Origin of the sequence: Mesorhizobium sp. B2-5-11 (assembly GCF_006440835.1) — a bacterium.
GTDB lineage: Bacteria > Pseudomonadota > Alphaproteobacteria > Rhizobiales > Rhizobiaceae > Mesorhizobium.
Map to the genome: position 1 here is coordinate 23,249 of NZ_VFUK01000010.1, position 23,089 is coordinate 46,337.

Annotated in this window: 16 protein-coding genes and 2 pseudogenes; 10 read left to right on the forward strand and 8 right to left on the reverse strand. The window is 58.3% G+C overall.

The window, feature by feature from the left end; all coding sequences use genetic code 11:
- The first annotated feature begins 75 nt into the window (after positions 1 to 75).
- From FJ490_RS25795 to FJ490_RS25805, 3 genes are read left to right on the forward strand one after another with little or no spacing between them, the layout of a single operon-like run.
- Positions 76 to 321 (forward strand): multiubiquitin domain-containing protein, encoded by a 246-nt coding sequence (locus FJ490_RS25795; RefSeq protein WP_064994208.1) that lies wholly within the window; start codon positions 76 to 78, stop codon positions 319 to 321.
- Entirely contained in the window at positions 321 to 743 is a 423-nt protein-coding gene (locus FJ490_RS25800; protein ID WP_064994207.1) for an E2/UBC family protein, read from the forward strand. Before FJ490_RS25795 ends, FJ490_RS25800 begins: the two co-directional genes overlap by 1 nt.
- Positions 740 to 2,194: a ThiF family adenylyltransferase gene (locus FJ490_RS25805; RefSeq protein WP_064994206.1), complete on the forward strand. Its 1,455-nt coding sequence runs from the start codon at positions 740 to 742 to the stop codon at positions 2,192 to 2,194. The genes FJ490_RS25800 and FJ490_RS25805 overlap by 4 nt, the downstream gene beginning before the upstream one ends.
- A gap of 486 nt (positions 2,195 to 2,680) precedes the next feature.
- Here the strand turns inward: FJ490_RS25805 and FJ490_RS33300 are convergent.
- A pseudogene (locus FJ490_RS33300) lies at positions 2,681 to 2,911 on the reverse strand (IS3 family transposase); the annotation flags it as partial.
- A gap of 315 nt (positions 2,912 to 3,226) precedes the next feature.
- On the opposite strand from FJ490_RS33300, the gene FJ490_RS25810 reads away from it, so the two are divergent.
- Both FJ490_RS25810 and FJ490_RS25815 read left to right on the forward strand, forming a co-directional pair.
- Positions 3,227 to 4,633 carry an aminotransferase gene (locus FJ490_RS25810; RefSeq protein ID WP_064994227.1) on the forward strand — a complete coding sequence of 469 codons (1,407 nt, stop codon included), beginning with the start codon at positions 3,227 to 3,229 and terminating at the stop codon, positions 4,631 to 4,633.
- Between the two features lie 656 nt (positions 4,634 to 5,289).
- The gene (locus FJ490_RS25815) at positions 5,290 to 6,027 is read left to right on the forward strand and encodes a LuxR family transcriptional regulator (protein ID WP_064994226.1); all 738 of its coding nucleotides are present in this window, start codon (positions 5,290 to 5,292) and stop codon (positions 6,025 to 6,027) included.
- Between the two features lie 503 nt (positions 6,028 to 6,530).
- On the opposite strand, the gene FJ490_RS25820 is transcribed toward FJ490_RS25815, so the two are convergent.
- Entirely contained in the window at positions 6,531 to 6,797 is a 267-nt protein-coding gene (locus tag FJ490_RS25820; RefSeq protein WP_064994205.1) for a DUF2285 domain-containing protein, read from the reverse strand.
- Positions 6,798 to 6,906: 109 nt separating this feature from the next.
- Between FJ490_RS25820 and FJ490_RS25825 the strand changes: the two genes are divergently transcribed.
- Positions 6,907 to 7,125 carry a helix-turn-helix transcriptional regulator gene (locus tag FJ490_RS25825; protein WP_013533400.1) on the forward strand — a complete coding sequence of 73 codons (219 nt, stop codon included), beginning with the start codon at positions 6,907 to 6,909 and terminating at the stop codon, positions 7,123 to 7,125.
- A gap of 359 nt (positions 7,126 to 7,484) precedes the next feature.
- Here FJ490_RS25825 and FJ490_RS25830 read toward each other — a convergent pair.
- The 3 genes and pseudogenes from FJ490_RS25830 to FJ490_RS25840 form a co-directional block, all read right to left on the reverse strand.
- A pseudogene (locus FJ490_RS25830) lies at positions 7,485 to 8,014 on the reverse strand (OmpW family protein); the annotation flags it as partial.
- Between the two features lie 813 nt (positions 8,015 to 8,827).
- On the reverse strand, positions 8,828 to 10,957 hold the full coding sequence (locus FJ490_RS25835) for a prolyl oligopeptidase family serine peptidase (RefSeq protein WP_064994204.1): 2,130 nt from the start codon (positions 10,955 to 10,957) through the stop codon (positions 8,828 to 8,830).
- A gap of 1,165 nt (positions 10,958 to 12,122) precedes the next feature.
- Positions 12,123 to 12,794 carry a GNAT family N-acetyltransferase gene (locus tag FJ490_RS25840; RefSeq protein ID WP_084015908.1) on the reverse strand — a complete coding sequence of 224 codons (672 nt, stop codon included), beginning with the start codon at positions 12,792 to 12,794 and terminating at the stop codon, positions 12,123 to 12,125.
- A gap of 1,162 nt (positions 12,795 to 13,956) precedes the next feature.
- Here FJ490_RS25840 and FJ490_RS25845 point away from each other — a divergent pair.
- Positions 13,957 to 14,577 (forward strand): DUF2285 domain-containing protein, encoded by a 621-nt coding sequence (locus tag FJ490_RS25845; protein ID WP_084015906.1) that lies wholly within the window; start codon positions 13,957 to 13,959, stop codon positions 14,575 to 14,577.
- A gap of 401 nt (positions 14,578 to 14,978) precedes the next feature.
- Here the strand turns inward: FJ490_RS25845 and FJ490_RS25850 are convergent, their stop codons facing one another.
- A complete protein-coding gene (locus FJ490_RS25850) occupies positions 14,979 to 15,743 on the reverse strand; it encodes an HAD-IIA family hydrolase (protein WP_064994202.1) in 765 nt (254 codons plus the stop codon).
- A 501-nt stretch (positions 15,744 to 16,244) separates the two neighbouring features.
- Positions 16,245 to 17,720 carry an NAD-dependent succinate-semialdehyde dehydrogenase gene (locus FJ490_RS25855; protein WP_064994201.1) on the reverse strand — a complete coding sequence of 492 codons (1,476 nt, stop codon included), beginning with the start codon at positions 17,718 to 17,720 and terminating at the stop codon, positions 16,245 to 16,247.
- Positions 17,721 to 18,112: 392 nt separating this feature from the next.
- Here FJ490_RS25855 and FJ490_RS25860 point away from each other — a divergent pair, with 392 nt between their 5' ends.
- Positions 18,113 to 18,397, forward strand: coding sequence for a hypothetical protein (locus tag FJ490_RS25860; protein ID WP_064994200.1), 285 nt, complete (start codon positions 18,113 to 18,115; stop codon positions 18,395 to 18,397).
- Positions 18,398 to 20,702: 2,305 nt separating this feature from the next.
- Here FJ490_RS25860 and FJ490_RS25865 read toward each other — a convergent pair.
- Positions 20,703 to 20,879, reverse strand: coding sequence for a hypothetical protein (locus FJ490_RS25865; RefSeq protein WP_224655962.1), 177 nt, complete (start codon positions 20,877 to 20,879; stop codon positions 20,703 to 20,705).
- A 781-nt stretch (positions 20,880 to 21,660) separates the two neighbouring features.
- Here FJ490_RS25865 and FJ490_RS25870 point away from each other — a divergent pair.
- Both FJ490_RS25870 and FJ490_RS25875 read left to right on the forward strand, forming a co-directional pair.
- Entirely contained in the window at positions 21,661 to 22,365 is a 705-nt protein-coding gene (locus FJ490_RS25870; protein WP_064994196.1) for a DsbA family protein, read from the forward strand.
- Between the two features lie 342 nt (positions 22,366 to 22,707).
- Positions 22,708 to 22,953: a hypothetical protein gene (locus FJ490_RS25875; RefSeq protein WP_064994195.1), complete on the forward strand. Its 246-nt coding sequence runs from the start codon at positions 22,708 to 22,710 to the stop codon at positions 22,951 to 22,953.
- The last annotated feature ends 136 nt before the right edge of the window (positions 22,954 to 23,089 follow it).

Below are 23,089 nucleotides of genomic sequence, written 5' to 3' on the forward strand. Positions count from 1 at the left end.
CCCGTAATCAACGGGAGAAGAGGGATGTGCGCGCCTGAGATATCTTGAAACCAAGCAACTGCGAGAGACGGATCCATGGCTGCCAAAGAGAAGTTCAAGTTCAAAATCGAAAACGAAAATTACGATTGGGACAACCGGTTCATAACCGGCGCCGAGGTGCGAGGCGTAGGCCCTGGCATACCGGATAGCATGGACCTTTATGTGAAAAGGCCAGGCCAGCCTGGCCAGTTAGTTGGGCACGAGGACCCGATCGACTTGCTGCCACCGGGGATCGAAAAGTTCTACGCGCAGGATGCAAGTTCCGAAGCCGGAATTGAATAATGCCCCTGTTGTTCGATTCTGATTACGAGACACTCCACAAAGCCGGCGTCAATTTTGAAGAAGAGGAGGGCGCCCGTTTCCTAATATTCAAAAGATTTCCGCTGCCGAAAGGGGTTTACCTGGCAGATGCAAAATCTGCAAACGCTGTCGATGTGTTGTATGAGATTCCGCAGAATTACAATAGCTCGGGTGGGGACATGTTCTGGGTTCACCCACGACTTCACCGGGCTGACGGCAAGCCAATACCAAATACTGGCGGACCTGGTTCCAATGAGGATTCGCGTACGCACAAGGCGACAGTGTTTTGCCGGTGGTCCAGACACTGGCATAAAAATGCCTGGAAGCCAAAGGTCGACGACGTCCAGACAATTATGGACCGGATCTCATGGGCGTTTAAGTACCCGGACGCGAGGCGTTCATGAACGGATATCGGATTTCGATTATCGGTTCCCTCGACGATAGGCTCAAGAGCTGGTTGACCGGGCACCCCGACCGTGACGAGCGGGGCGCGCTCGTCCTCTTCCGCAAAATTGAGAGAACCGTACTGGGTCTGCCGCCGTCAACGCGTTTTGTGGCCGTTGACGCGATTGAGATGGATGGCGACTGGGTGCTGGACAGCTCCCCGGTGCACTTGCGCATCAATCTCCGCAAGTTCCAAGATATCTACTTTCGCTGCGAGCAGGAGCGGCTTGAGCTGGGGTTTGTCCACAGTCACCCAAGGGGCGCTCTGGATTTCTCGACGAAGGATGATCAGAACGAACAAAGCATTCTGAGGGGATACGCTGGCTGCAATGGCCCTGAGGTATCACTTGTCGCGATGATTTTGGCCGACGGACATTGGCGTGCCAGAGTTCGGACGGGTGCGGCCCCTCACGGAGTGGCTGACGTCCGGCATGTGTGTGTGCTCGGGACGCAGCTGTCAGTTCACATCGGCAAGAAGGTCGATGCTGCACCATCGGAAGTGCTAAAGCGACAAGAAGCTGCATTTGGCGAACCATTCAACGAGAAGCTCAGATCGTTGCGCGTAGCAATCGTCGGAGGAGGGGGAACAGGGTCTTCAGTCGCCACACTTATCGCTCGCGCGGGTGTAGGCGAACTCATCATTGTAGACGGCGATTTGCTCGAAGCTAGCAATCTCAACCGCGTTCGCGGATATCGCCGCTGCGATGTAGGCGAGAGCAAAGCTGCTACGTTAGCCCGATATGTTCGGGATCTGGGCCTGAGAGTGACTGTCGTTGCCATTGAGGGGTATGTGAACGAGTCTCCAGAAGCGGTCGATGCCATTTCCAGCGCCGACTTGGTGTTCGGTTGTACTGATGATGTCGCTGGGAGAGAAATTCTCAATCAGGCGGTTTACTATTACTGCCAAGGACTCATCGACTGCGGGCTCACAGGCAATATTGGTCTTGACCAGGACCGTCAGCCGTACCTACGTGATCATAGAGGGCGGGTTAGCACAGTTCTTCCCGAATCTGGTGGGTGCTTAAGATGCCAAGGCGTCGTCACCGAGGAAAAGCTCGATTACGAGAGTGCACTGAAGGCGCGTCCGGAGCTGGCGGAGCTGGATCCAGAGACGCTCCGGGAAGAGTATTATCTGATCGGGGGCGGGGAGCGGGCGCCCGGAGTAGGTCCCTTCACCAGTGCGACCGCCGACATGGCCGTAGCGACCTTGTTTGATCTGGTGCGCCCCTATCGGCGGCTTGCGAGCGACATTCGCCGCGACAATATATGGTACGATTTCGTGCACATGGTAATTTACAGCAATATGCCAAAAGACAACGCTGGTTGTTTTTGCTGCGGTCCAGACGGTTTATTGCTCGCACGCGAGAATGGCTACCGGCTCGGTATGCCGTCACTCGGCAAGCTGTGTTGATTCGCATGTGGTCTTGGTTGTTAAGTTTCCTACGGTGGGCAGAGGAAATCATTCTCGGTCCACGTGGTCCAAAAACACCGGCGGACCGAGTTCCTTCTGAGGCATCGCTCGCGGACGTATCTTTCGCTCGCAATGATGTGGTTGAAAAAACGCCGCCGAATGACGCGGTTCGGCCGGGACAGTTCATAAGCGTCGTGCATAAAGGCCGACCATACTGGGCACTCTTTAGGTGTCCCTGTGGGTGTGGCGATGTGGTTTCATTGCCAACCCACGCGCCACATAACCCCAGGTGGCGCATTGAGGTGAGCGTGGAGGGCCGGCCAACGTTGCATCCCTCCGTTTGGAGAACCAAAGGATGCCTAAGCCATTTCTGGCTCAGCGACGGGAAAGTCTATTGGTGTGAAGACACCGGTGTCGAGCCTTGGCGAGCCCGACCAGACATATACGCAAGAAATCTCTAGAGTGGGTCCTGGAGCCGCGGACGCGTTTGCGGTAAGGCCCGCGCGGCTTCACCGGGCGACGCACCCTTGTCATGGAGATGGGCCGCGCCACCGCGGGTCTCGGCAACGGCCTTCATCGGGAACTGTCCCTCGGCTGCAACAAGCGCCGCAAGTCGGTTTATTTTGAGTCCGACCCGGCCAGCGCGTCCTTGAGGATCTCCACTTGCATGGTCTTGCGGCCGGGAAGCCGCTCGAGGTCGCGAACGTGCTCTTCAAGCCCCGCACTTCTGAACTCCAAAGATTCGTCAGATCCCACCGCAGCCGCTGCAATTCAATCCGTCGATATTCGTCAGCCGCCTGTGCTTGAGTATATCTAAGCCTCCCACATTAGCCGACTGTCCGGTCCAAACGGGCCCAGTCCAGGCAAAGGTACACCAGCTCAGTTGATTTCCACGGCATCTGATCCCGATTCCGCGAATTCGTCTGCAAAAAACATCCATTCCCGCGAAATTCCAGCGGTGTTTCCGGTATACTGCTTGCCAATGAGCTGGCCGGCCAAATGCCCCCGCCATTGTATCGCGAGGAGAGGGACATGCGCTTGAGCAATCTGGGAACCGAGCAACTCCGGGAGAAGGATAGAAGCTTCGTCTTTCATCCTTCTACGCATCTGGCCAAGCACAGCCGAGGCGAAACGCCAAATAGGATCATGGCCGGTGCGGAAGGCGTTTATATCTGGGACACCGAAGGCCGAAGGAGCCTCGACGGTTTCGGAGGCCTCTACTGCGTGAATATGGGTTATGGATGCACGGAGATCGCCGAGGCTATTGCCAGGCAAGCGCACGAATTGCCGTTCGCACACGTCTATGCCAGCCAAGGTACGGAGCCGGTCGCCCTTTTGGCAGAGGCCGTGGTCGAGTATTTCGGTCAGAACATGCGAAGGGTCTATTTTGGCCTCTCTGGTTCCGACGCTAACGAAACCAACATCAAGCTGGTCTGGTACTATAATAATATCCTCGCCCGGCCCGAAAAGAAAAAGATCATCTCGCGAAATCGCGGCTATCACGGATCTGGGCTGGTCACCGGTAGCCTGACCGGCCTTCCGTTTTTTCACAATTTCTTCGACCTGCCTCTGGATTTGGTGCGCCATACCACCACGCCACACTACTACCGCCAGGCGCGCATCGAGGAGAGCGAGGAAGCTTTCTCCCGGCGCTGTGCCGATGAGCTTGAAGCCTTGATCCTGGCTGAAGGACCAGAAACGGTTGCAGCCTTTATCGGAGAGCCGGTACTTGGGACAGGAGGTATTGTGCCGCCCCCCACAGGGTACTGGACGGCCATTCAAGCGGTGCTCGATAAGTACGATATCCTTCTGATCGCTGATGAAGTGGTCTGCGGCTTCGGGCGGACCGGCGAGAAGTTCGGTTCTCACCTGTATAACATGCGTCCGGATTTCGTGACCATCGCCAAGGGGCTGAGTTCCGCCTACCTCCCCATCTCCGGGTCGATCATTGGCGACCGAGTCTGGTCGGTTTTGGAACAAGGAACTGAGAAGCACGGCGCACTTGGCCATGGATGGACATATTCCGGTCACACGCTTTGTGCTGCGGCCGCGCTTGCCAATATTCGACTGCTAAAAGAAAGAAACATCCTGGAACATGTGAAGGATGTCGGACCGTACTGGCAGGCCCGCATGAAAGCCGAACTGGCGGGACATCCCATCGTCGGCGAAGTTCGCGGAGTGGGTATCCTATCCGCGGTAGAGATGATGCGGGACCCGAAACAAAGGATACCATTCGATCCTGACCTTCAGGTCGGGGTGCGCACTGCAGCTGCTCTGTTTGAAAATGGTGTGATCGGACGGGCCATGCCGCATGGCGACATCCTCGGCTATGCGCCACCTCTGATCATTACCCGAAAAGAGATCGACATCATCGTCGGTGCGACCGCGAAATCAGTCGATGCCACATATCGCGCGCTGAAGGCTGAGGGTGCCGTATGATCTTCCAAAGGCGACGGGATTGAGCACTGGCGTGACCATGTGCCAGAATGCTGTCATATCATCCCATGAAAACTCTGCACGGACCAGTCGTAAAGATCCGGCTGCGTCAGGGGCCGTCCTTGGGTGATGCTGGCTTGACTGCATTCTGTTGCGCCGAGCAAACCAAATAGTTGAATTCAAGACATCTGATCCTGAGCATGCTCCGGACCACTTTACTCGCAAGTTGTAACCGACCAGTTCTGCCGCCACTGTCCTGTCCCCCAACAACCAGGGCCTTTGTGCGGCGCGCCCTGCCGGTGTACCTCCCCGCCGGCAGGGCGCCCTTTTTGATTCACCCCATCACCATCATTAAGGGCGGCCGGAAATCAGGCGTTCAAAGATGATTTGCGTATTAGGATGCAGATCGAAACTTAGACGCGACTTTACACCATTGCAGCGCGCCATCCCCACCATTCAACGGAGCGGCCACGCCGAAGATATCGTCCTCAATCATCGATTGCAGCAGAACAATCGCGGCGGTGAATTCTCACACCTCAAACCCAGTGTGGCCATATCTGCTGATCAGCTCCGAGACGCCTGCGAAGTCAATGACAGTTGTCCGGCCATGCACGCGGCGGCCGGGAGGCGTGCAGAAAGAGGAAGAAGCGAGCGCGACTATGACGAGGGACATGCCACTTGTTTTCGAGACATTCCTTGAAAGACTGTCACAGAGTGTCGATGAAGCAGATTTCCGGGAAGCCTTGGCTGAGGCGGCGGCAAGATTTGACCTACTCTCTTTTGCGTACCTGTCTTTGCCATCACTGCCTTCCGGCAAGCCAAGGCTAATTTCGAATTACCCACCTCGCTGGGCCATGCAGTATCTGGAAAATCAGTATGAGAAGCTCGATCCTGTCATCTTGCGTGCTCGAAATGGCGGCCGCCCGTTTCAATGGGGATCGGATTTGTGGGGCGGTAAGATGTCGCCGGCTCAACAGCAGCTATTTGATGAGGCGGCCCGATTCAGCATCCGCTGCGGATTGACGATCCCAATCGTCGATCTACGAGGCCGCACTGCCGCGGTTACGTTCGCCGCCGATGAGCCTCGTCCAGTATTTCTTCGGGTCATCGAGCGGTACGAACAAGCTCTTCAGCTGATGGCCACCTGCTTTCATCGCTGCGTTCGCCGCAAACTGCCGGGCGATCGAACCGTGGATGGGATCTTGCTGACATCGCGCGAATATATGTGCCTGCGGTCGGCAGCGCGCGGCAATTCGGCCTGGGTAACCGGCCGCATCTTGGGCATTAAGCCGCGCACCATCGCATTCCATTTGGAGAATGCCAAGAAGAAGCTGGGCGTGCGCACGCAAAATCAAGCCATAGCCCTTTTGGGGTCCCAAGGGAGCTCGATCCTCTGAGTAGCTCTTTGGTCCGCTGTGCTCGGGTCATCGGTCGCAGCATTTTAACAGCGGCGAAGGGATGCTGAGTCCCTTTGCCGCCCGGCGCAGTCAGGCGCGATGCAGTCGTATATTCCCGTCACACTTTGCACTCAAAGGGCTCAGTCGGCGTCTCGTTCCGACGCTAGTCCGCGTTGCATGGCTATGAGAATAGCTCGCCCCATACTGCTGACGTCAAGCGTCAACCGTGGCGGGCGCCCGGTATTTGAACATCCAGCTTCGCCGAAAACCTACACAGTTGTTACTCGTGGGAGGAGCGGCACTCGATGACGTGCTGCTGTGGCTACTGCCCATCCAAACGGAACGCGATTCCTTTTGTCGCATCAGACCCCCAACCGGCCAAAACCGATGCCCATGAACCGAATTGAGGCTGCCGTTGGCCGTTCCTGGATGCCTCATCAGGCGCCGAGGAGGGGGCTGTAGCCGAAGCAGTGGCGGCCACTGGGCGAGCACTGCGCAATTTCTCAGCTGTCGAACAATTCCTTGTACCCGCTTGTCATCACCCAGTTTGCACGGTCGAGATGACTGCGAACAGCCTTCCTCGCACGCTCCGGTTCTCGTCTCGGATCAATGCCGAGGATCAGATGTGCCATTTCCTCTTCGCTAGCATCGTCGCCGGATGCATCGAGGAGCCTCATGTAGGTTGTAAAGTGCTCCTTGTCGTAGGCTGTGATGCCGTCTGACCAGGGCACTTCGTCGGTAATCGCCATGTCCGATTTAGGCTGTAACATTGCTGATCCTAGCTCCAGATGATCGCCTCGGCGACTTCTCTCCCGGCAAAATGTGAATTACATATTATAGTTGATAAACTCAAGTCGCCTGATCCGGTGGCTTGCGTGCATGGATATGCGCAAGTTGATCGGACGGAATGTGCAGCGGATCAGGCAAAGGAAGCGTCTGACCCAGGAGCAGCTTGCCGACATTTCCGGCTTCAGCCAGCAGTACATCAGCGGTTTGGAGAAGGGCCGAAGAAATCCGACGATCATCACGATCTATGAACTGGCGTTGGCGCTCGGCGTCAGCCACATGGATCTGGTACGGCCCGACAAACAGGCCTGAAGTGGCGGTTCATGTAATTACTAGGAGCCAGCGCCTGACGGCGCTCACTGGCTCTCACTGGAGGTCCGATCTCCCCCGGGGCGACCAGCTATCGCCGCCAGCCCTTTGCCGATGAGTGTTCGGCGGGGCTCGCGGGCAAGGTGACTGAGAGAACCAGCGCTACGACGTTACAGTCGAGGTTACGACGTTCTGATCAAAGGTGGGCGCGACGCATGCTGATCGCGTACCTCGACAGGCGTCCTTGTGCTGGGCGTTCTGCAGAAGTCGTCACGGGAAACTGAAACTAACCCGAGGAAGGGGGAACGCTAACGGGCGCCTGAGGGGGCCCGTTGGCTCAAAGCGCTCACGAGGCCGCGGTATCATCGGTACGTGACACCTGCGCCGATCAGCCAGGGATCGAGCTCCGCCTTGCCCGTCTGGCTGTTACCGGCCACGGTGACTTCGAAGTCCGGCTTCAGGAAAAGCTTCTTCACGTCGAAGTTGACGCCCCAGTGCTGGTCGAGCTTGTAGTCGAACCCGACCTGCAGCGCGGTGCCGAAGGTGTTCTTGACCTTGAGATCATCGGCGCTGCCGGCCTTGATAAAGGATCGTATAGTTCACGCCGGCGCCGACATAGGGCTTGAAGGCGCCGAAATCGGTAAAATGATACTGGAATGTGAGCGTGGGCGGCAGCAGCCAAACCTTACCAACCTTGCCTAGCCCCATCGAGCCTTGGCCATTGATGTTGGCAAAGGTGGCGCCGAGTATGGGTTCGGCGGCGACGTTGTCCGAGAATATCGAGTTCAGGCGTCACCGTGTTCGAATAGGAAAGACCGGAGCCAGACACCCCATTGACGTAGCCCGAATCCCCAGTGATGACCCCCAAAGCGCGCAGGCGGATCTGCCAGGGCTTGGCCATTCCGCGACCGAAGGACCCTCGTCGGGGCCGCACGGTTCTGGAAGGTCTGACGCGACCGCCTGCTGTCCGATCAGCATCAGGACGACAGCCGCTGTTGCTGCCCGCGCAGGTTCATTCGCTTTGTTGACTGATATCTCTTGCTCTTCAGAACTAACGAATTATCATGCAACTAGTCTATTTGATTAAGATAGATGGAGCTGTGCGCGCATTCTGACCAACTGTGATCGCGTTATTGCTTTTGTCGCAGTCCTCGACCTGTGCTCCTTCGTTCGTGCTTGCTTTCGTCGTGCTCCCGGTCGTCCATACACGTTACCGGCGTGCCAGCCGATCGCGCCGCCAAGCAAAATGTCGCCTAAGCCAATGAACGCGCCCGGGTCGGATTCCTGCCGTAGCTGTGCCCGCCCGGGCTGGTCCCGCAGAAGCAACCGGATAGGCACCGTATTAACCTAGCCGAATGTGGTCCCCCGAGGAGCGCAGGCGGATATGCCAAGAGCTTGACTCCTAGATTGGTGTCGTAGACGGGCACGGGTAAGCGCAACGGGACGGGGGAGGCGGGGAGGCGCAGGTACTTGTGGATGACTCGTCGCGACAACCTGCTGTGCCAGCAGCATCAGGACAACGGCCGTTACTACTCCCTGCGCCAGTTTCATTTATTTGATCCCATGATATTGCTCCTTGCTCTTCAGAAAATGGTAGACTGCGATAGTCCTGCAGTATTGATTGAGGTCGACAGCGTACGGGGGCGCATTTGCGCAAACCGTGCTCGCATTATTTTGCACCTTTGCCGCACCCCTCGACCTGTACTCAGTCATCCGAAGTTCGCTCTCCCCGAGCTCCCGATCCTTTGTGAAAGCTATCGGCGTGCCAGCCGATCGCGCTGCGAAGGAAATTGATGCCAAGACTAATGAATCCAGCGCGCTCCCGATTGTCTTTACCGTGCCCGTGCCCGCCTGCGACGGGCTCGTAGAAATAAGCCGGATAGCCGAGGGCCTGCAGCTTTGCGGCCATCTTGCGCGCGTGGCCCGGGTGAACGCGGTCGTCACGCTTCGTGGTGGCGAGCAGGATCGGCGGATAGGGCTGTCCCGGCGTGGCGGCGTGATAGGCGGAGATTTCCTTCAGGAAAGCCCAATCCTCAGCCTTGTCCGGATCGCCATATTCGTCGATCCAGCTCGCGCCGGCCAGGAGCTTGGTGTAGCGGCGCATGTCGATAAGCGGAACCGTGCAGAACAGCGCGCCGAAATGCTCGGGATAGCGAGTAAGCATGTTGGCGATCAGCAGGCCGCCATTCGAGCCGCCCTCAGCGGCAATCCGCCTCGGTAGTGTGATGCCCCTTCGTACGAGGTCGGCTGCTACGGCAGCGAAATCGTCATGGGCGAGACGCTTGCCCTCCCTCCGTCCGGCATCGTGCCAGCGGGTGCCGAACTCGCCGCCCCCGCGGATATTTGCCACCACACACGTGCCGCCGCGTTCGAGCCACAGCTTGCCGAGCGAGGAGTTGTAGTGGGGCAGGAGCGATATGCCGAACCCGCCATACGCGGAAAGGTGAACCGGGGCATCTCCGTTCCCGTTCGCCGGACCGACCTGCATATAGGGAATCAATTCATCATCGATCGAGACTGCCTCGTGGCGCGTGACCACCAGTCCGGATGCGTCGAAATTCTCCGGGCTGCGCTTCAGGACCACTGGAGCGCCAAGAGGCGGCGCATCATTGAGATCGAGTAGGAGCAGTTGCGACGGTGTGATCGGGTCCTGAGCCGAAACGAGGACCTCTCCATTGGTCTCGTGATCTGCCGCATCGAGGGACCAGAGGTGGACGGTCCCTTGCGCGGGCACCGTGTCCAGGGCTCGGCGCGTCCATTCCTGGCGACCCGGGGTGAACACCTCGAAACGCGGAGCGAGGTTCTCGAGGTAGGCGACAATGAGCTTCCCGTCATTCCAGAAGAATGACTGCAGACAGCGCCTCTCGCCCGGTTCAAACAGGGTGCTGAAACGGCGTTCGCCACCGATGAAAGAAGAAAGCGAGATGCCGATCAGCGCGTCCGCGGGATGGGTGGTCCCTCTCACTGTCCAGGGCTTGCGCGGCTTTACCGCCAGCCAATCACCGAAGCTGGCCCACCAGGCATCCCGAGGAAGGTTGATCTCAAGCTTCGGCCCGCTCCTGTCGCCGATTTGGACTATCTGCTTGAAGAAGCCAGTATTCTCGATGAACCAAAGGCGCTCGTTCTCGACCGTGCGGTCCAGATGACCAGACACGCTTAGGGATTCGGAACCCGTCTTGAAGATTACCGGCGCGGTGAGGGGATCGGCGCCACGCTTCCACAACCGCACGGCCCGCGCGAAGCCGGAACGGGTGGCCATGTCATGACCAAGCGCACTGAAAAGCAGAAGCGTGTCAGGGTCGAGCCAATTTATCCCGCCCTTGGCCTCTGGGAGATTGAACCCGTCGGCGACAATGCTCAAAGAGCTAAGGTCGAATTCGCGATGCACGACCGCGTCGCTGCCCCCGCGCGACAGGCGCAAGACGGCTCTTTCGCGCGTCTCAGGCTCGATCGACGCGCCGCCCCAGACCCAGTCTTCTCCGTCGCTAGCGGCCAGGGCGTCCAGATCGACCAGTAGCTCCCACTGGGGATCCGCATTCATGTAAGCGGCAAGGGTGGTCCGGCGCCACAACCCGCGCGGGTTTCCGGCATCTTGCCAGAAATTATAGAGGTACTGACCGCGGCGCGTGACGAGCGGAATCCTGTCGAAACGGTCGAACATCACTCTAAGCGCCGCCCGGTCGCGCTCGAACTGCGTTCCCGCGAAGTGCTTCAGGGTCTTTGCCGACTGGCTGGCGGTCCACGCAAGTGCCCGTTCGCCTTCTACATCTTCGAGCCAAAGATGGGGGTCATCGTCGGGCGCATTCAGCGTTGGGCGAAAATCGAATTCGCTCATGACCGAAAGACCTGAGAAATGAAAGCGGAAGGGCTCTCGTCCGCTCGAGACGGCCCAATGTTTGCGGCGGTGTCCGCATGTTCGAAAAGCGTGATCATGGATGAGTTCTTCCCAACCGGTGGCGTCGCAGTGCTCCTGCACATAGGACCGCAGCTCTCGTGCCAACTCGGAAGCCCTTACGGAACAATGCGATCGCTCTGACAGCGCCGTGTCAGATGTCAGACATCGTCGCGAATGCGACAACGAGTGCACCGCGTAATCACCGGATCAACTCAGGCCCGATAGCTGACACCGTGCAGCTCACAAGGAATTTGGTTGGCCGCCGACATCTTCGCTCCGGAAGGCTTCGCGTATGCGAGTCAATGGCGGCCACCATGATGCGATGGACGAGTGAGCGACGAAGACCGGCTGCCACCTGTGGGTTTAGACCCCGCCGGCGGCAAAAACCGGAGCCAGGCAAGGAATTGGACGCCGCTTGGGCGATCTGAGGGTTGCCCAAGCTCTACCGCAATCTCGGCCTGCACCGTCCCCTTGATTGGATTCTTGAAGTCTGTCGATCAAGCCAGCAAGCTGTTCGGGCGAATGCAGTGGACTGGTCGCCAAGGCAGGTTGGGGTGATGTCGGGCCGCCGTCCGATATGCGATACGCGGGTTCAGGAGGGGCGGTAGAGTCCATGAGAGAAAATTCCCCCAGGAGACCTCCCGATCACTGACCTTATAGCGCTAGCGCTATGACAACTTGCCCATAACCAGCGTGCAATCCACCGCGGCGCCCACTGCCCCTCAAGGAAAATCTGGCACGGGTCTCACGAGCCGATCACGGACTTGAAATCAATTGCGTTGGCCTGCACAGGCCGGGGTGGCTGCCGCTATGCGGATGCGACGGCCTGGATGCGTGGTGCGCGCGCCTTCTACTCTCGACAGTGCCGATGGCACACGGTTCGACGAAATGCCTCTATCGAGGTCTGGTGCGCTCAGCGCCGGCATTGGCTGAAAAGGTCCAGAGGCCGGCCCAGGCTGCACGGGAGCACTCAATCCCATTCAACCCGTTCTTCGCAACGGCTTGCCCGCGGACACGTCGGTATGAAGCACGTTCCCAAGTCCTTCGAGGTTAAGCGAACACCGAAATGCCGACTCGGTCGCAGCGCTACTGTTCGGCATAAAGTCTATTTTGCGTCATCGAAAAAAAGTAATTGATCAGCTTTTACGGCTGTTTCTGGGTAAACCTCTAAATATCTCATTGTATTGTTGTCATGTATACGGTCGCGAACATAGAAAAATCCTATCTTAATGTTCTTACGAAGCGAACGTATGTTCGTTGGTCGAACGAATGAAGTCACTTTCTCCAGTTTTAAATATTCAAAAGCAAATTGGACAACCGCCCTGCCGGCCTCGACTGCTATCCCCTTTCCCGAAGCCGCAAGGTTGAGACAAGTTACTATTTCAACATTATTCGGATCTTCTGGAAGGTACAGGCCGCTGCGAGCCAACCCACAGTAGCCAGCGAATTTGTTGCCTTGGTCTGGATCTTTGACGAACAGCATCCATAAGCCGAAACGATTGTTCTGCCAATGATTAATGAACTCAAATAGTGCAGCTTTCGACTGCTCAATCGTCGGAGCGAGTCCACCCCTGGCGTTAACCACGAACGGATCGCTACGAAGGCCATGCAAAAGAAGCTCGTCGCTATGCGACGGCGGCCTCAGGAATAGGTGTGGCGTTTCTAAGATGTGCATAAGCAGATGCCTTGTTTCTAAAAACTTAAAGTTAGGGGCACCTAAAGAAGGTGCAGTATGGTTCCTAGATGGAACGTGCAGCTTGATTCCAAGAATACTCATTACTTGGATAAAATTCTGGTAAATCTCTGCAAAAATATTGTTTCAGAAATGCAGAAGGCTGATAAAACCCGCCGAGAGGCGCATCCATTTTCACGAAGATTTATCTTAAGTCACACAATGAGGTTGCGTACTTGCGCAGAAATGGAGAACGACGCCCTTGGCATAGGCCCACCTCCGACCGCTCGGTGGGCGCGCAGCTGTGTTTCGCGATTGCGTGACAGCAAACGCCTTGCTCGCCCGCTTCGGTGATCACCATCCGCGGTCACAGCTCCCGACGTCGCGAAAAGCGTCACTCCGGCCTTGCGACGGCCTCGAGACCACGAAACCGCAAGCAGATGAGATCAGTCTTCGTTTCGCCCAAGGAGCCGAATCCTTACTTCGCTTGACAGTACACCCGGACCAAGGGCAGTGGGGACAAGTCTGCCTCGGAAATCAGCGGCATCCAGGGGCAAGCGAAGCTCAGCCGCTGCATTCCACAGCGCTCTGAAAACCCCGGCGTGAGCACCACCCAAGAAGCGATTGCGGGCCTCGCCGGTCTGTTTTTCGGTCCTCTGAGCAGTCGCCTTCACCTGTACAACTATACAGGATGCCCTAGCGTGAATCTTGGTCTCCAATGGCGGGGAACTTCCCCCAGGAGACCTCCATGGCCAAGCTTATATCGCTGGCGCTACGACGACCTGCGCACAATCAACTAGAAACCCACCGCTGCGGCACGCGGTCTTCAAGGAACGTCAGGAATGCGGCGCAGGAACCGGCCACTGGCGGCGAGCCAACTCACTTGGCCAGCTCGGGCCGTGCTGGCTGCGCTGGTTCGGTCATGTCGCCGCTATTTGCCGGCGTGTTCGGCCCTGAACGGTGCCGACCGCAACAGCTTCGACGAAACGCATTCGTCGAGGTCTGGTGGCCCCTGCGCCGGTGCTTTGCCAACCGGCATGATGTTTCGACCTGCCTGGGGGCTGGCAGGGGAGCAAAATGATGCCTGCAGTTCTCGTGAATGGCGCCGATGGGGCTGATTGGCGCGATGAAAGATCATACGATTACACCTCAGCTCTGACGCCGCGCGAATGGGCCTGGGAGTTCTTACGCCGGAATCCAGCATTCCAGCCTGATGTGACCACAGCAAGCCGGCAGGCCAATACTTTGTCGTACCGACCTTTTCTCAATGTGGTCACCGTGGCCTGCGAACTGTCACGCTGGGGTGTTCTGTTTCGCCGAGTCTCATGGGCGCAATTCGGTCGTATTCTGGTCTCCGCTATGGTGCGCTCATGTGCTGCCGGTCATTGCAGAACAGCTGTCCGCGTGGTCGGGCACAGCGCCGTTCGAGCTCTCGGCATTGCCGTGCCGTTCGACGGTTCTGCTAGCCCCCGACAAGGGCCAGCATGTTCTTCTTCGGGATACCAAGCACACGCTCCAACTCGCCGTCTCTGGCGCGGATATCTTGCACCCCGTTTGCCTCCGTACCGAGGCCATCTGGCCCGAGACCCTTTCGAAGCACCGTCTTAGGGCGATCGAGTCCCTCAATCGTCTAAATGTGGGTCAACAGCTTCCTGCCCGCTTATTCCCGCCAGAAAAGCGGGGTCCTCGTTTGACCTTCGTTCTTCGTGCGCTCGACGGCTCACTTGCTGGGGCGTCACATCGCGAGCTCGCCGAAGCGCTGATTGGTCAACAGCGCGTCCATGCCGACTGGAGGGATCCTCGCGATCATCTGCGCGACCGCATTCGCCGCGCTGTCTCTCGTGGCCGCGCCCTCATGCATGGAGGGTACAGGGATTTCCTTTTTTGAAAAGTGACGGTCCGCCCCGTACATCAGCCGGCGAACAGTTCGGATCCAGAACGTCAGTTCGCCCGGTCCCACTTGGCGGGGAAAGACCTTACAGGTGCGCTCTGGTTCAACCCGTCAGTCGATGCCGAGAGGCACGTTCGAATGTTCCACAGGTGACAATGTCGAGTACGCAACGGAGAAAAAAGCTGCCGCGTCGGGTATACGCTATACGCAGCGGCCGAGCCAGTTCTTCCCAGCAACGGCAGACCGCCGGCATGGCTACGTGGGTGTAGTTCGACTAACTTGTCATGCTTATCACTTCTTTTGCGGCCAGCTTTCCACCAGATTGCGCTGGGTTGACGGCCCGGAACGTAGAGGGAGCACGTTCAGGCTTGGTGTCGGGGTGCCTTCGGCTTGTTGGTTCAGATGATCTGGCCCAGATCCGCAAGGCAATCGACCACGTAATCCGGTCTGAATGGAAACCGCTCTATGTCAGCCAGTTTGGTCACTCCAGTAAGCACAAGGGCTGTTTTCAGGCCCGATTCCAGCCCTGCGAGCACGTCGGTATCCATGCGGTCCCCGACCATGATGGTATCGACAGCTCGCACTCCCAGCCGGTCGAGCGCATTGCGCATCATGAACGGGTTCGGCTTCCCGACGAAATAGGGCTGACGGCCGGTGGCCTTCTCTATTAGTGCTGCGACTGCCCCGCACGCCGGATGGGAGCCTCGTTCGGTCGGGCCAGTCGCATCTGGATTGGTGGCGAGAAAACGCGCTCCCTTCGCCACAAGCTCGGCGCCAGTTGCGATCTGCTCATAGTGGTACGAAATTGTATCCCCGAGGACCACGAACTCGGGCGAAAACTCCGTTATCCGGCAGCCTGCCTGCCGCAGAGCCTCAACCAGACCGTGGTCGCCGATGACATAGGCAGATGATCCGGGCTTTTGCAGTTCCATGAACCGCGCAGTGGCGAGCGCCGATGTGTAGATGTGCTCTGGCTGCACGGCGAAGCCAACCGCTCTTAGACGCTCGGCATGATCTTCGGGTGTGAAGCGCGAGTTGTTGGTGAAGATCTGAAACGGCTCACCCGTGGCGATTAGCCCGGCCACATAGCCGACCGAGCCAGCAATCGGTTGGCCGCCGCGGACCAGGACTCCGTCCATGTCGAGCAGATGCGCTGTGATCATTGGATATCAACCCTCGATGTCTTTCGTGCATGCACGGCCTGAGCACGGCTTGTGTCACTGATCTTCTCCAGGCGAGAATGCCGGCGACTGTACCGATTGAGAGCGATGCGCGAAGGGCGCCCAGTTGGCCGTGCGGCAATAAGGAGGTTGCGGCGTAAACGTGTCGGGCGCACCGCTCGCCGTGCCGACGCCCTGCGCCGTCGGCTGCCGACTTCGCTGCGTCAACGCAGCTGATGGACAATGCGTCTCTAGTTCCCAGCGAACCACAAGCCTGGCGAGACGTGCCGCGCTTGGATCAGGATGCGCAACCTGCCGTCCGCTTGTGGCACCTTGCCTCGTCGCTGTAGAGGCGGTTCACGTAGCACGGCGTCTAGATCTCACTTAAGGCGCGCAGGCCAGGGGCGCGGTGAACGACCCGAAACCAGCCGGAAGAAGGTTCGCCAAAGCGTTCGATCATCCCTTTGGTTCATTCTGCGCCTGAGGCGGCCCATCCCATAGAGATCAGATGCCGCCCATGCAGAGGTATTTCATTTCGAGGTAGTCTTCGAGCCCGTGGCGGGAACCCTCTCGCCCAATGCCGGACTGCTTGATGCCACCAAAGGGCGCCGCTTCCGAAGACATACGCCCCGTGTTGATGCCAACCATGCCGTATTCCAACGCCTCGGCAACGCGCCAGACACGCTTCAGATTGGAGGCATAGAAATAGGCGGCGAGGCCGTAGATCGTGTCGTTGGCCTCACGCACTACCTGATCCGCATCGGTGAATTGAATGATCGGAGCCAGTGGCCCGAAAGTCTCCTCTTGCGCAACCGCCATGCTGCTGGAAATTTCAGTGAGGACTGTCGGTTTGAAGAAGGTCCCATCCTTGCCAATACGTTCGCCCCCGCATCGAATTGTCCCACCCTTGGCAACGGCATCTGCGATGTGGGACTCGATCTTGGCCAAAGCATGCAAGTCGATGAGCGGTCCGACGTCCACTGCCGGAGCGAAGCCGTCGCCGACCGACAAGGACCGGGCTTTCTCCACGAACTTTTCGACGAATTCATCGTGAACGCTCGATTGGACGTAAAGCCGGTTCGCTGAAACGCAAGTCTGGCCGGCGTTGCGGAACTTCGCCTGGATCGCGCCGTCAACCGCAGCGTCGATGTCGGCGTCGTCGAAGACGATGAAAGGGGCATTGCCGCCGAGCTCGAGACTGACCTTCTTGATCTGGTCCGAGCACTGGCGCATGAGCAGCCGGCCAACCTCGGTCGAGCCTGTGAAGCTGATCTTTCGAACCTTGGGATTAGAGCAAAGTTCGCGTCCGACGTCATCACCTTCAGATGCATAAACTAGGTTGACGACGCCTTCGGGAAAGCCGGCCTGGTGCGCGAGGGCGAACATTGCACCTGCCACAAGCGGCGTCTGTTCAGCAGGCTTAAGCACGATCGCGCAGCCCGCCGCCAGGGCTGGCGAGATCTTGCGCGCCACCATCGACGCCGGGAAATTCCAAGGCGTAATCGTGCCGACCACACCGATCGGCTGCTTGATCACCAGCATGCGACGGTCTGTCGACGGCGCGGGGATCGTCTCGCCATAGATGCGATTGGCCTCTTCGGCGTACCATTGCAGATACGCGGCCGCGTGCGAAACCTCCGACTTGGCTTCGGCAACGGGCTTGCCCATCTCTGCAGTGAGTATCGCGGCAAGATCGTCGGTGTGGTCAATGATCAGCTGATGCCAACGCCACAAAGCGTCACTGCGTTCTCGGGCGGCCAGCCCCGCCCATCCTGGCTGCGCCAGGTAAGCCTTCTCGATCGCAGCGCGCGTTTCTTCCACACCCATGTCGGGAAGCACCGCCAGCACTTCGCCGCTCGATGGATTGATGACTTCGAATGTGCGCTCGCTAGCCGGCGCGCCAAGCGCCGGCAAGCGATCGATGGCGCCAAACAGGTCCGGGGATTTCAGGTGGCGGATCATCGGTAGGCATAGGGGCATACCGGGTTCCTCTTAAACGCGGCGGATGAGTTGTCGGGCGGGTGTCGGTCTATTCCGCACCTGCGGGTTCCTTATAGGGCCTCCGCCAGACAGCTAGTAGACCATCCCCGAATTTGAAAGGTCGAATTGCTCAAGGCTTTAGTCTGGTTGGTGGTCTCATTAGGAGACAAACCGAACAGTGGATATGGGCTTGCCCAAGCGCAGGTATTACGTGGCGCTCTTCCGCTCTGCGTCTACGCCGCAGGGGCCCACAGTGAAGGTCACATCTTGGATGCCGAAGCCATCAGCAGTCTCGGCATCCCTCAGTGGCCTGACGGATAACCTGCGCTACTTGGCGCAACCGGCTCCCTCGGCGGTCTGGCAGAGGTTCGGACGGAGGCGGAGTCCATCACATGCAACTCGCTTATATTGGCGTTGGCGAGCTCACCTTGTCACCTTTCGACGTGCGAGACGGCAAGCGGGCGCCGGACATATCCGATGTCGTGCCGTCCATCCGCCGGCGCAGCATCCTCCAGTCGCTGTTGGTCCCAAAAACGGCAGTCCAGACACTTTCGACATCGTCGCCGGACGGCGGCGTCACCACGCCGCAAAGACAAATCGCCGATGAGCGCAAGCCGGGAAGACCTGCGCGCCATCATGAACCGGCGACGATGTGGCCGCTCTCTCACCCTCGCTAATCGAGAACATCGGGTGAAGTCGCGCAACGGGTTCGCCCAGTTGCCCAAGGCAGGCGGCGCCGTGGCGCAATCGGCAATACCTGCCGCCGCGAGCTCGAGGCCGAGAGAGCGCATAGTTGACGCTAGCGACCAAGGAACGGGTAGAAGGAATGGCTGTCGCTGTTCAACAACCTACGCGCCGCGCCGCGGGCCGAATGGAGGCATGGCTGCACGGGACAGTTGATGCCACCGAAGTTCGCGCTGTTTGCGATCTATCCCCGCCAGATCCTCCTCGATCTCTTTGGCGAGGAGAGCTATTTCACCGCCGACGTCGATACGGCGATTGCGAGGCGCCAGGCAGGCTATCTCGACGCCGGACGGTCCGATGTTGTTGTTATGGAAGCCAATCACTGTTCCATTTCTGGGAGTACAAGACGGACGATGCCAAAGACGAAGGGCGGCACAGCCCGCCTACAATTGGGTTCATACCATCTGCCAAGTCATTTGCGGTTTCTCGGCTTCTTTCAGTGGAAAGGCGCACCAAGAGCGGGGCATACCTCAATACAAGCGTCCGCAGCCTTCAACATACGTTCACTTGGGTTAAATCCTGGCAGCATTTGCCCCAGGATCATAGCGTTGAGGAACAGCGAACCGCCCAGACGCGGATGAGTCGTGTGCCCTATCGCCAAACTGTAGTTTGAAGGCCTACCACCATAGCGGAATGCAATATTCCGCGCATTTGAGAGGCCAGATACACCGCGTCTCTTTTTACCTTCAGCACTCATTGTTTTCTCTTCTGTTTATGCTCTCATCGAGAGATGGGTAACCAAAAGACAAGAAAAATTGTGCAGTAAATTACGCCAACGTAATCAACCGCGTATGCTACCGTGCTCGTTCTCTTCATCCTTGCCGGCAGAGAGAACGCAATTATCCTTTGAGTTCCTTCCCGCTGAAACCTTCCGAAGCTTTGACTTCGCTGTCCGGCAACAAGGCGAAACACCTCGCTCGATGTTGCCACCTCCAATTTGCAAAGGCCGTGCCAACACCTCAGCGCCCAATAAGCGCCGTTTGCTTTGAAAACCTCGACGGTGCTCAGATATAGGTTGTAGTGAACCTGACATTTTGCCTGCCGCAGAGTCGCGCTCGTTGACGCTCATTCCGGAGAGAAGCTGGCCCGGGCTGCGATCGACCGGCTCTGTCATTGGTGACCGCCAGAACCGAAGCGGTGGTCGCGAAGGTCAGCGCCGTCGCAAAATGTGGCCTTGTGCACCCAGCCAGACCGAAGTTCCACGTTACCGGCGATGGGCAAAGTTCGAGGCGAAGTGTGAGTTGCCCCTCATTTCGCCGATGCTGCGTCCTCGACGCACTTGCGGGACAAAATGGATGCGTGGGCAGCGCAGGGCCAGCTGAGCCATCAGTATTTTGCGAGACCTGACGCGAGCGTCATCTTGAGTGAATCAATGTGAGCGCATTCTTTGGTGGGTGATCATCGGATGACTTCTCTTTAGTCTGTGAGGCGTTTGCGGGATCGCACATGCCGTGCCAAACAGGAAACTCGTCTCGGCAACGTGAGTAATCGGACTCTGCTATGTTGCCGATCCAACATTGTCCGACATCGAACGCCAGTTTAAGGGAAGCGCTTGCCGCTTAAGGTGATATCGTCGTACCGGGGCATAGCGGCGCTCGCCGGCAGCATGAGTAAAATTCACGACAGAAGGATCGCCGACCGCGTGGCTAGCGCTGGGCCCGCAACACCGCGCTTCGGACAGGACCTTGGCCAATCGACCGCGTCGCCACCATCGTAAGTTCGCGTACAGCCGCGAGGTTTTTGGCCTCGGTCGGATAATATCGCCGACAGGGTCAAGACCCAGAAGAGTTGCCGCACGCCGTCGCGATGGGAGCAGCCTACATGCCGGCATAGACTAGAGGTGCCGCTGAGCGGTTTGAGGGAGTGGCATACCTTGCGCGTCTGGTGCAGAAATTGCTTGCGTCACGCCGAAGTAAGGTCGGCCACGCTAATCCGCCGGCATGGCAAAGGCGCGCTAATCGGCACGGTCGAGGGCAGTTGACTGCCCGGGAATTGGGCCGGCTCCTCGCCAGCGACAATGCCAGCGAGTTCATCTCGAATGCCATCCTTTCCCGAGCGGGTCAGAACCGGTCGAATGTCATTACATTGCGCACGGCCCGTCGCCATCGCCATGTGGCGCGCCGAGCTGCAACACCGCGCGGCGGTACAGGCGTGAGAGCTGGAAGCATGCAGCGATCCGCCGATATCGACCGCCGGGCGGTCCAACTCGCCGGCGGCATGATTGATCGCCGCCGCCAATCAGATGCTCGAGGAAATGCCCGTTCGCCGAATTTCCCGGGCGGGCTCGTCGGCGCTGCCGATCTTGTACCGCACCATATGGGTGATAGTTGGCGCGCGGTGATCGGGGACTAGGACCACTTCCATGCCTTTGTCGAGCAGAAAATTCGTCGCCTTGATGTCATCGCTGGCCGCCATAACCGAAGCGCCAGACCGAAGGTTCATCGACCGCCTAGCTTGTAGTTGCCGGGCGATGCGCAAAGTTCGAGGCAAAGGAGTTGCCCCTCATTTTGCCGATGCTGCGTCCTCGACGCCCTTGCGGGACAAACTGGATCGGTGGGCAGCGCAGGGCCAACTGAGCCATCAGTATTTTGCGAGGCCAGACGCGAGCGTCATCTTGAGTGAATCAATGTGAGGGCATTCTTTGGTGGGTGATCATCGGATGACTTCTCTTTAGTCTGTGAGGCGTTTGCGGGATCGCGCACATGCCGTGCCAAACAAGAAACTCGTCTCGGCAACGTGAGTAATCGGATTCTGCTATGTTGCCGATCCGACATTGTCCGACATCGAACGCCAGTTTACGGGAAGCGCTTGCCGCTTAAGGTGATATCGTCGGCGTCACCGGGGCATGGCGGCGCTCGCCGGCAGCATGAGTAAAATTCACGACAGAAGGATCGCCGACCGCGTGGCTAGCGCTGGGCCCGCGAAACCGCGCTTTGGACAGGACCTTGGCCCAATCGACCGCGTGGCCACCATCGTAAGTTCGCGTACAGCCGCGGCCAAGATCCTTGCCGTCTTCGACGAGCGTAGTGGCATCAGGGGGGCCGGGCGACAGTTCGAGGGCGGAGTCTTTCTGAACGTGACTCTACGCTCAACGCCGCGTGACGCAAATGTCCTGAGGTTGTCAGGCTGCTGTCAGGTCCGGGTGTCACAAGCCGGCTGTTACTGCCCTGCCATTCACCGTTAATTGGAACTCCCCATGATTAATCTAAAAGCCGGCCGGATCGCCCTTTCAGCCCTACTGCTGCTGGTTTCCCTGCTGGCGAAATATGGTCCAACTGTCACACACTTAGTGCTCCAGCACGAATACAATAGCCAGCTCCGCAAGGATAGGGAGAAGGTCATTTCAGACCGGCACGACGCACTCTTCAACGACCCAGCTGCGCCAACTGCTGGCAACCCAAATGGCGACCACCATATCGCCGTATTTTTGGACTCCAACGACCCGCAGCGCCGCGCGGTAGACCGTACGATCCAGCAAGCCCTCAAGCATGATCCCGAGCTGAAGGTTTACTACATACCTTATTCGAGCACGAGACCGGGTTCCAAATTTGCTGCACGGGCGGTGCTCGCCGCCAGCAAACAGGGAAAATTTGAGGCGTTCCATCACCGCCTAATGGCTACTAGCCTCCGGCTCAGCGGATCCGACATTTTGGATATCGCACGAGACGAGGGCCTCGACGTTGAGCGACTCAAGCGGGACATCAAGGACCCCGGAATCGTAAACACCGTCAAGCACAATTCCGCGCTCGCCAAGAAGCTGTCCATCCACGGCGGGCCGGCGGTCGTTGTCGGCAAACGAGTGGTTTCAGGTGCGGCTAACATGCACTATTTGGACCGCTACCTCGCCAACGAGCGGGAAAAGCATAGGCGTCCTGCCGGATCACCAACTTCGGCATTTTGACAGGGCTGGCCGCCGGTGCAACCTCTCTGGCCACGAGTGCCGCCTCTCGTGCCGGGCCAAATCTCAATATGGCCCGGCAACGCGGTAGTGGGCGGCCCGCGCGGTGCTATGCAACGCACCGGGCAAAGGGCAATGACTAAGCCGTCCTGAACATCGCATCGGAGTTCAACGTCTTTGCACCAATGCCCAGGAATGGTCGCCGCGACAAACAACGTCTGCGAACGGTCGCTGAGAGCCGCCGTCGTTCAACGAGAGATCACCAACGGCTATCCTGAGGAGGCGGCCCCATGAATCGCTGCACATCATCATTTGCTATTCTTGCTTTCGGCACGTTCTGCACAAATGGCGGCGCATTCGACCATCTATTCAGTGCCCGACAGGAGCGTCGTGTTTCTTGGTGGCGTTGGCTACACCTGGCCGAAGGGCAACGAGTTTGTCTATGACGAAGGGGGCAATCGTGTCAGCAAATTGATCTGGGAAACCGGCGCGCCGGTGCTGACTAGGGCTAAAGGCCGAGGTCTGGAACAACTGGATCATTTCAGCAAGCCGTCTTCGGTTCTCCGGCAACAGCCATATGGAAGACTATGATTAGCTCAAGGAAGCGCCGAGCTCTGCCGAACGGGTTGGCTTGGGGCGGGGCCGTGGCATGCTTGTCTCACGCCAGTGGATTGGGATGTGGTGTGCCCCGCCAAAGCTGCCTTCCTCTGGCGAGCCGGCCCACCGC

What these genes read in the sequence shown, in the direction of transcription:
- FJ490_RS25795 (WP_064994208.1), top strand. Translation starts at nt 76, where the DNA reads ATGGCTGCCAAAGAGAAGTTCAAGTTCAAAATCGAAAACGAAAATTAC.
- FJ490_RS25800 (WP_064994207.1), top strand. Translation starts at nt 321, where the DNA reads ATGCCCCTGTTGTTCGATTCTGATTACGAGACACTCCACAAAGCCGGC.
- FJ490_RS25805 (WP_064994206.1), top strand. Translation starts at nt 740, where the DNA reads ATGAACGGATATCGGATTTCGATTATCGGTTCCCTCGACGATAGGCTC.
- FJ490_RS25810 (WP_064994227.1), top strand. Translation starts at nt 3,227, where the DNA reads ATGCGCTTGAGCAATCTGGGAACCGAGCAACTCCGGGAGAAGGATAGA.
- FJ490_RS25815 (WP_064994226.1), top strand. Translation starts at nt 5,290, where the DNA reads ATGACGAGGGACATGCCACTTGTTTTCGAGACATTCCTTGAAAGACTG.
- FJ490_RS25820 (WP_064994205.1), bottom strand. Translation starts at nt 6,797, where the DNA reads ATGTTACAGCCTAAATCGGACATGGCGATTACCGACGAAGTGCCCTGG.
- FJ490_RS25825 (WP_013533400.1), top strand. Translation starts at nt 6,907, where the DNA reads ATGGATATGCGCAAGTTGATCGGACGGAATGTGCAGCGGATCAGGCAA.
- FJ490_RS25835 (WP_064994204.1), bottom strand. Translation starts at nt 10,957, where the DNA reads ATGAGCGAATTCGATTTTCGCCCAACGCTGAATGCGCCCGACGATGAC.
- FJ490_RS25840 (WP_084015908.1), bottom strand. Translation starts at nt 12,794, where the DNA reads ATGAGTATTCTTGGAATCAAGCTGCACGTTCCATCTAGGAACCATACT.
- FJ490_RS25845 (WP_084015906.1), top strand. Translation starts at nt 13,957, where the DNA reads ATGTGGTCACCGTGGCCTGCGAACTGTCACGCTGGGGTGTTCTGTTTC.
- FJ490_RS25850 (WP_064994202.1), bottom strand. Translation starts at nt 15,743, where the DNA reads ATGATCACAGCGCATCTGCTCGACATGGACGGAGTCCTGGTCCGCGGC.
- FJ490_RS25855 (WP_064994201.1), bottom strand. Translation starts at nt 17,720, where the DNA reads ATGCCCCTATGCCTACCGATGATCCGCCACCTGAAATCCCCGGACCTG.
- FJ490_RS25860 (WP_064994200.1), top strand. Translation starts at nt 18,113, where the DNA reads ATGCAACTCGCTTATATTGGCGTTGGCGAGCTCACCTTGTCACCTTTC.
- FJ490_RS25865 (WP_224655962.1), bottom strand. Translation starts at nt 20,879, where the DNA reads ATGGCGGCCAGCGATGACATCAAGGCGACGAATTTTCTGCTCGACAAA.
- FJ490_RS25870 (WP_064994196.1), top strand. Translation starts at nt 21,661, where the DNA reads ATGATTAATCTAAAAGCCGGCCGGATCGCCCTTTCAGCCCTACTGCTG.
- FJ490_RS25875 (WP_064994195.1), top strand. Translation starts at nt 22,708, where the DNA reads ATGGCGGCGCATTCGACCATCTATTCAGTGCCCGACAGGAGCGTCGTG.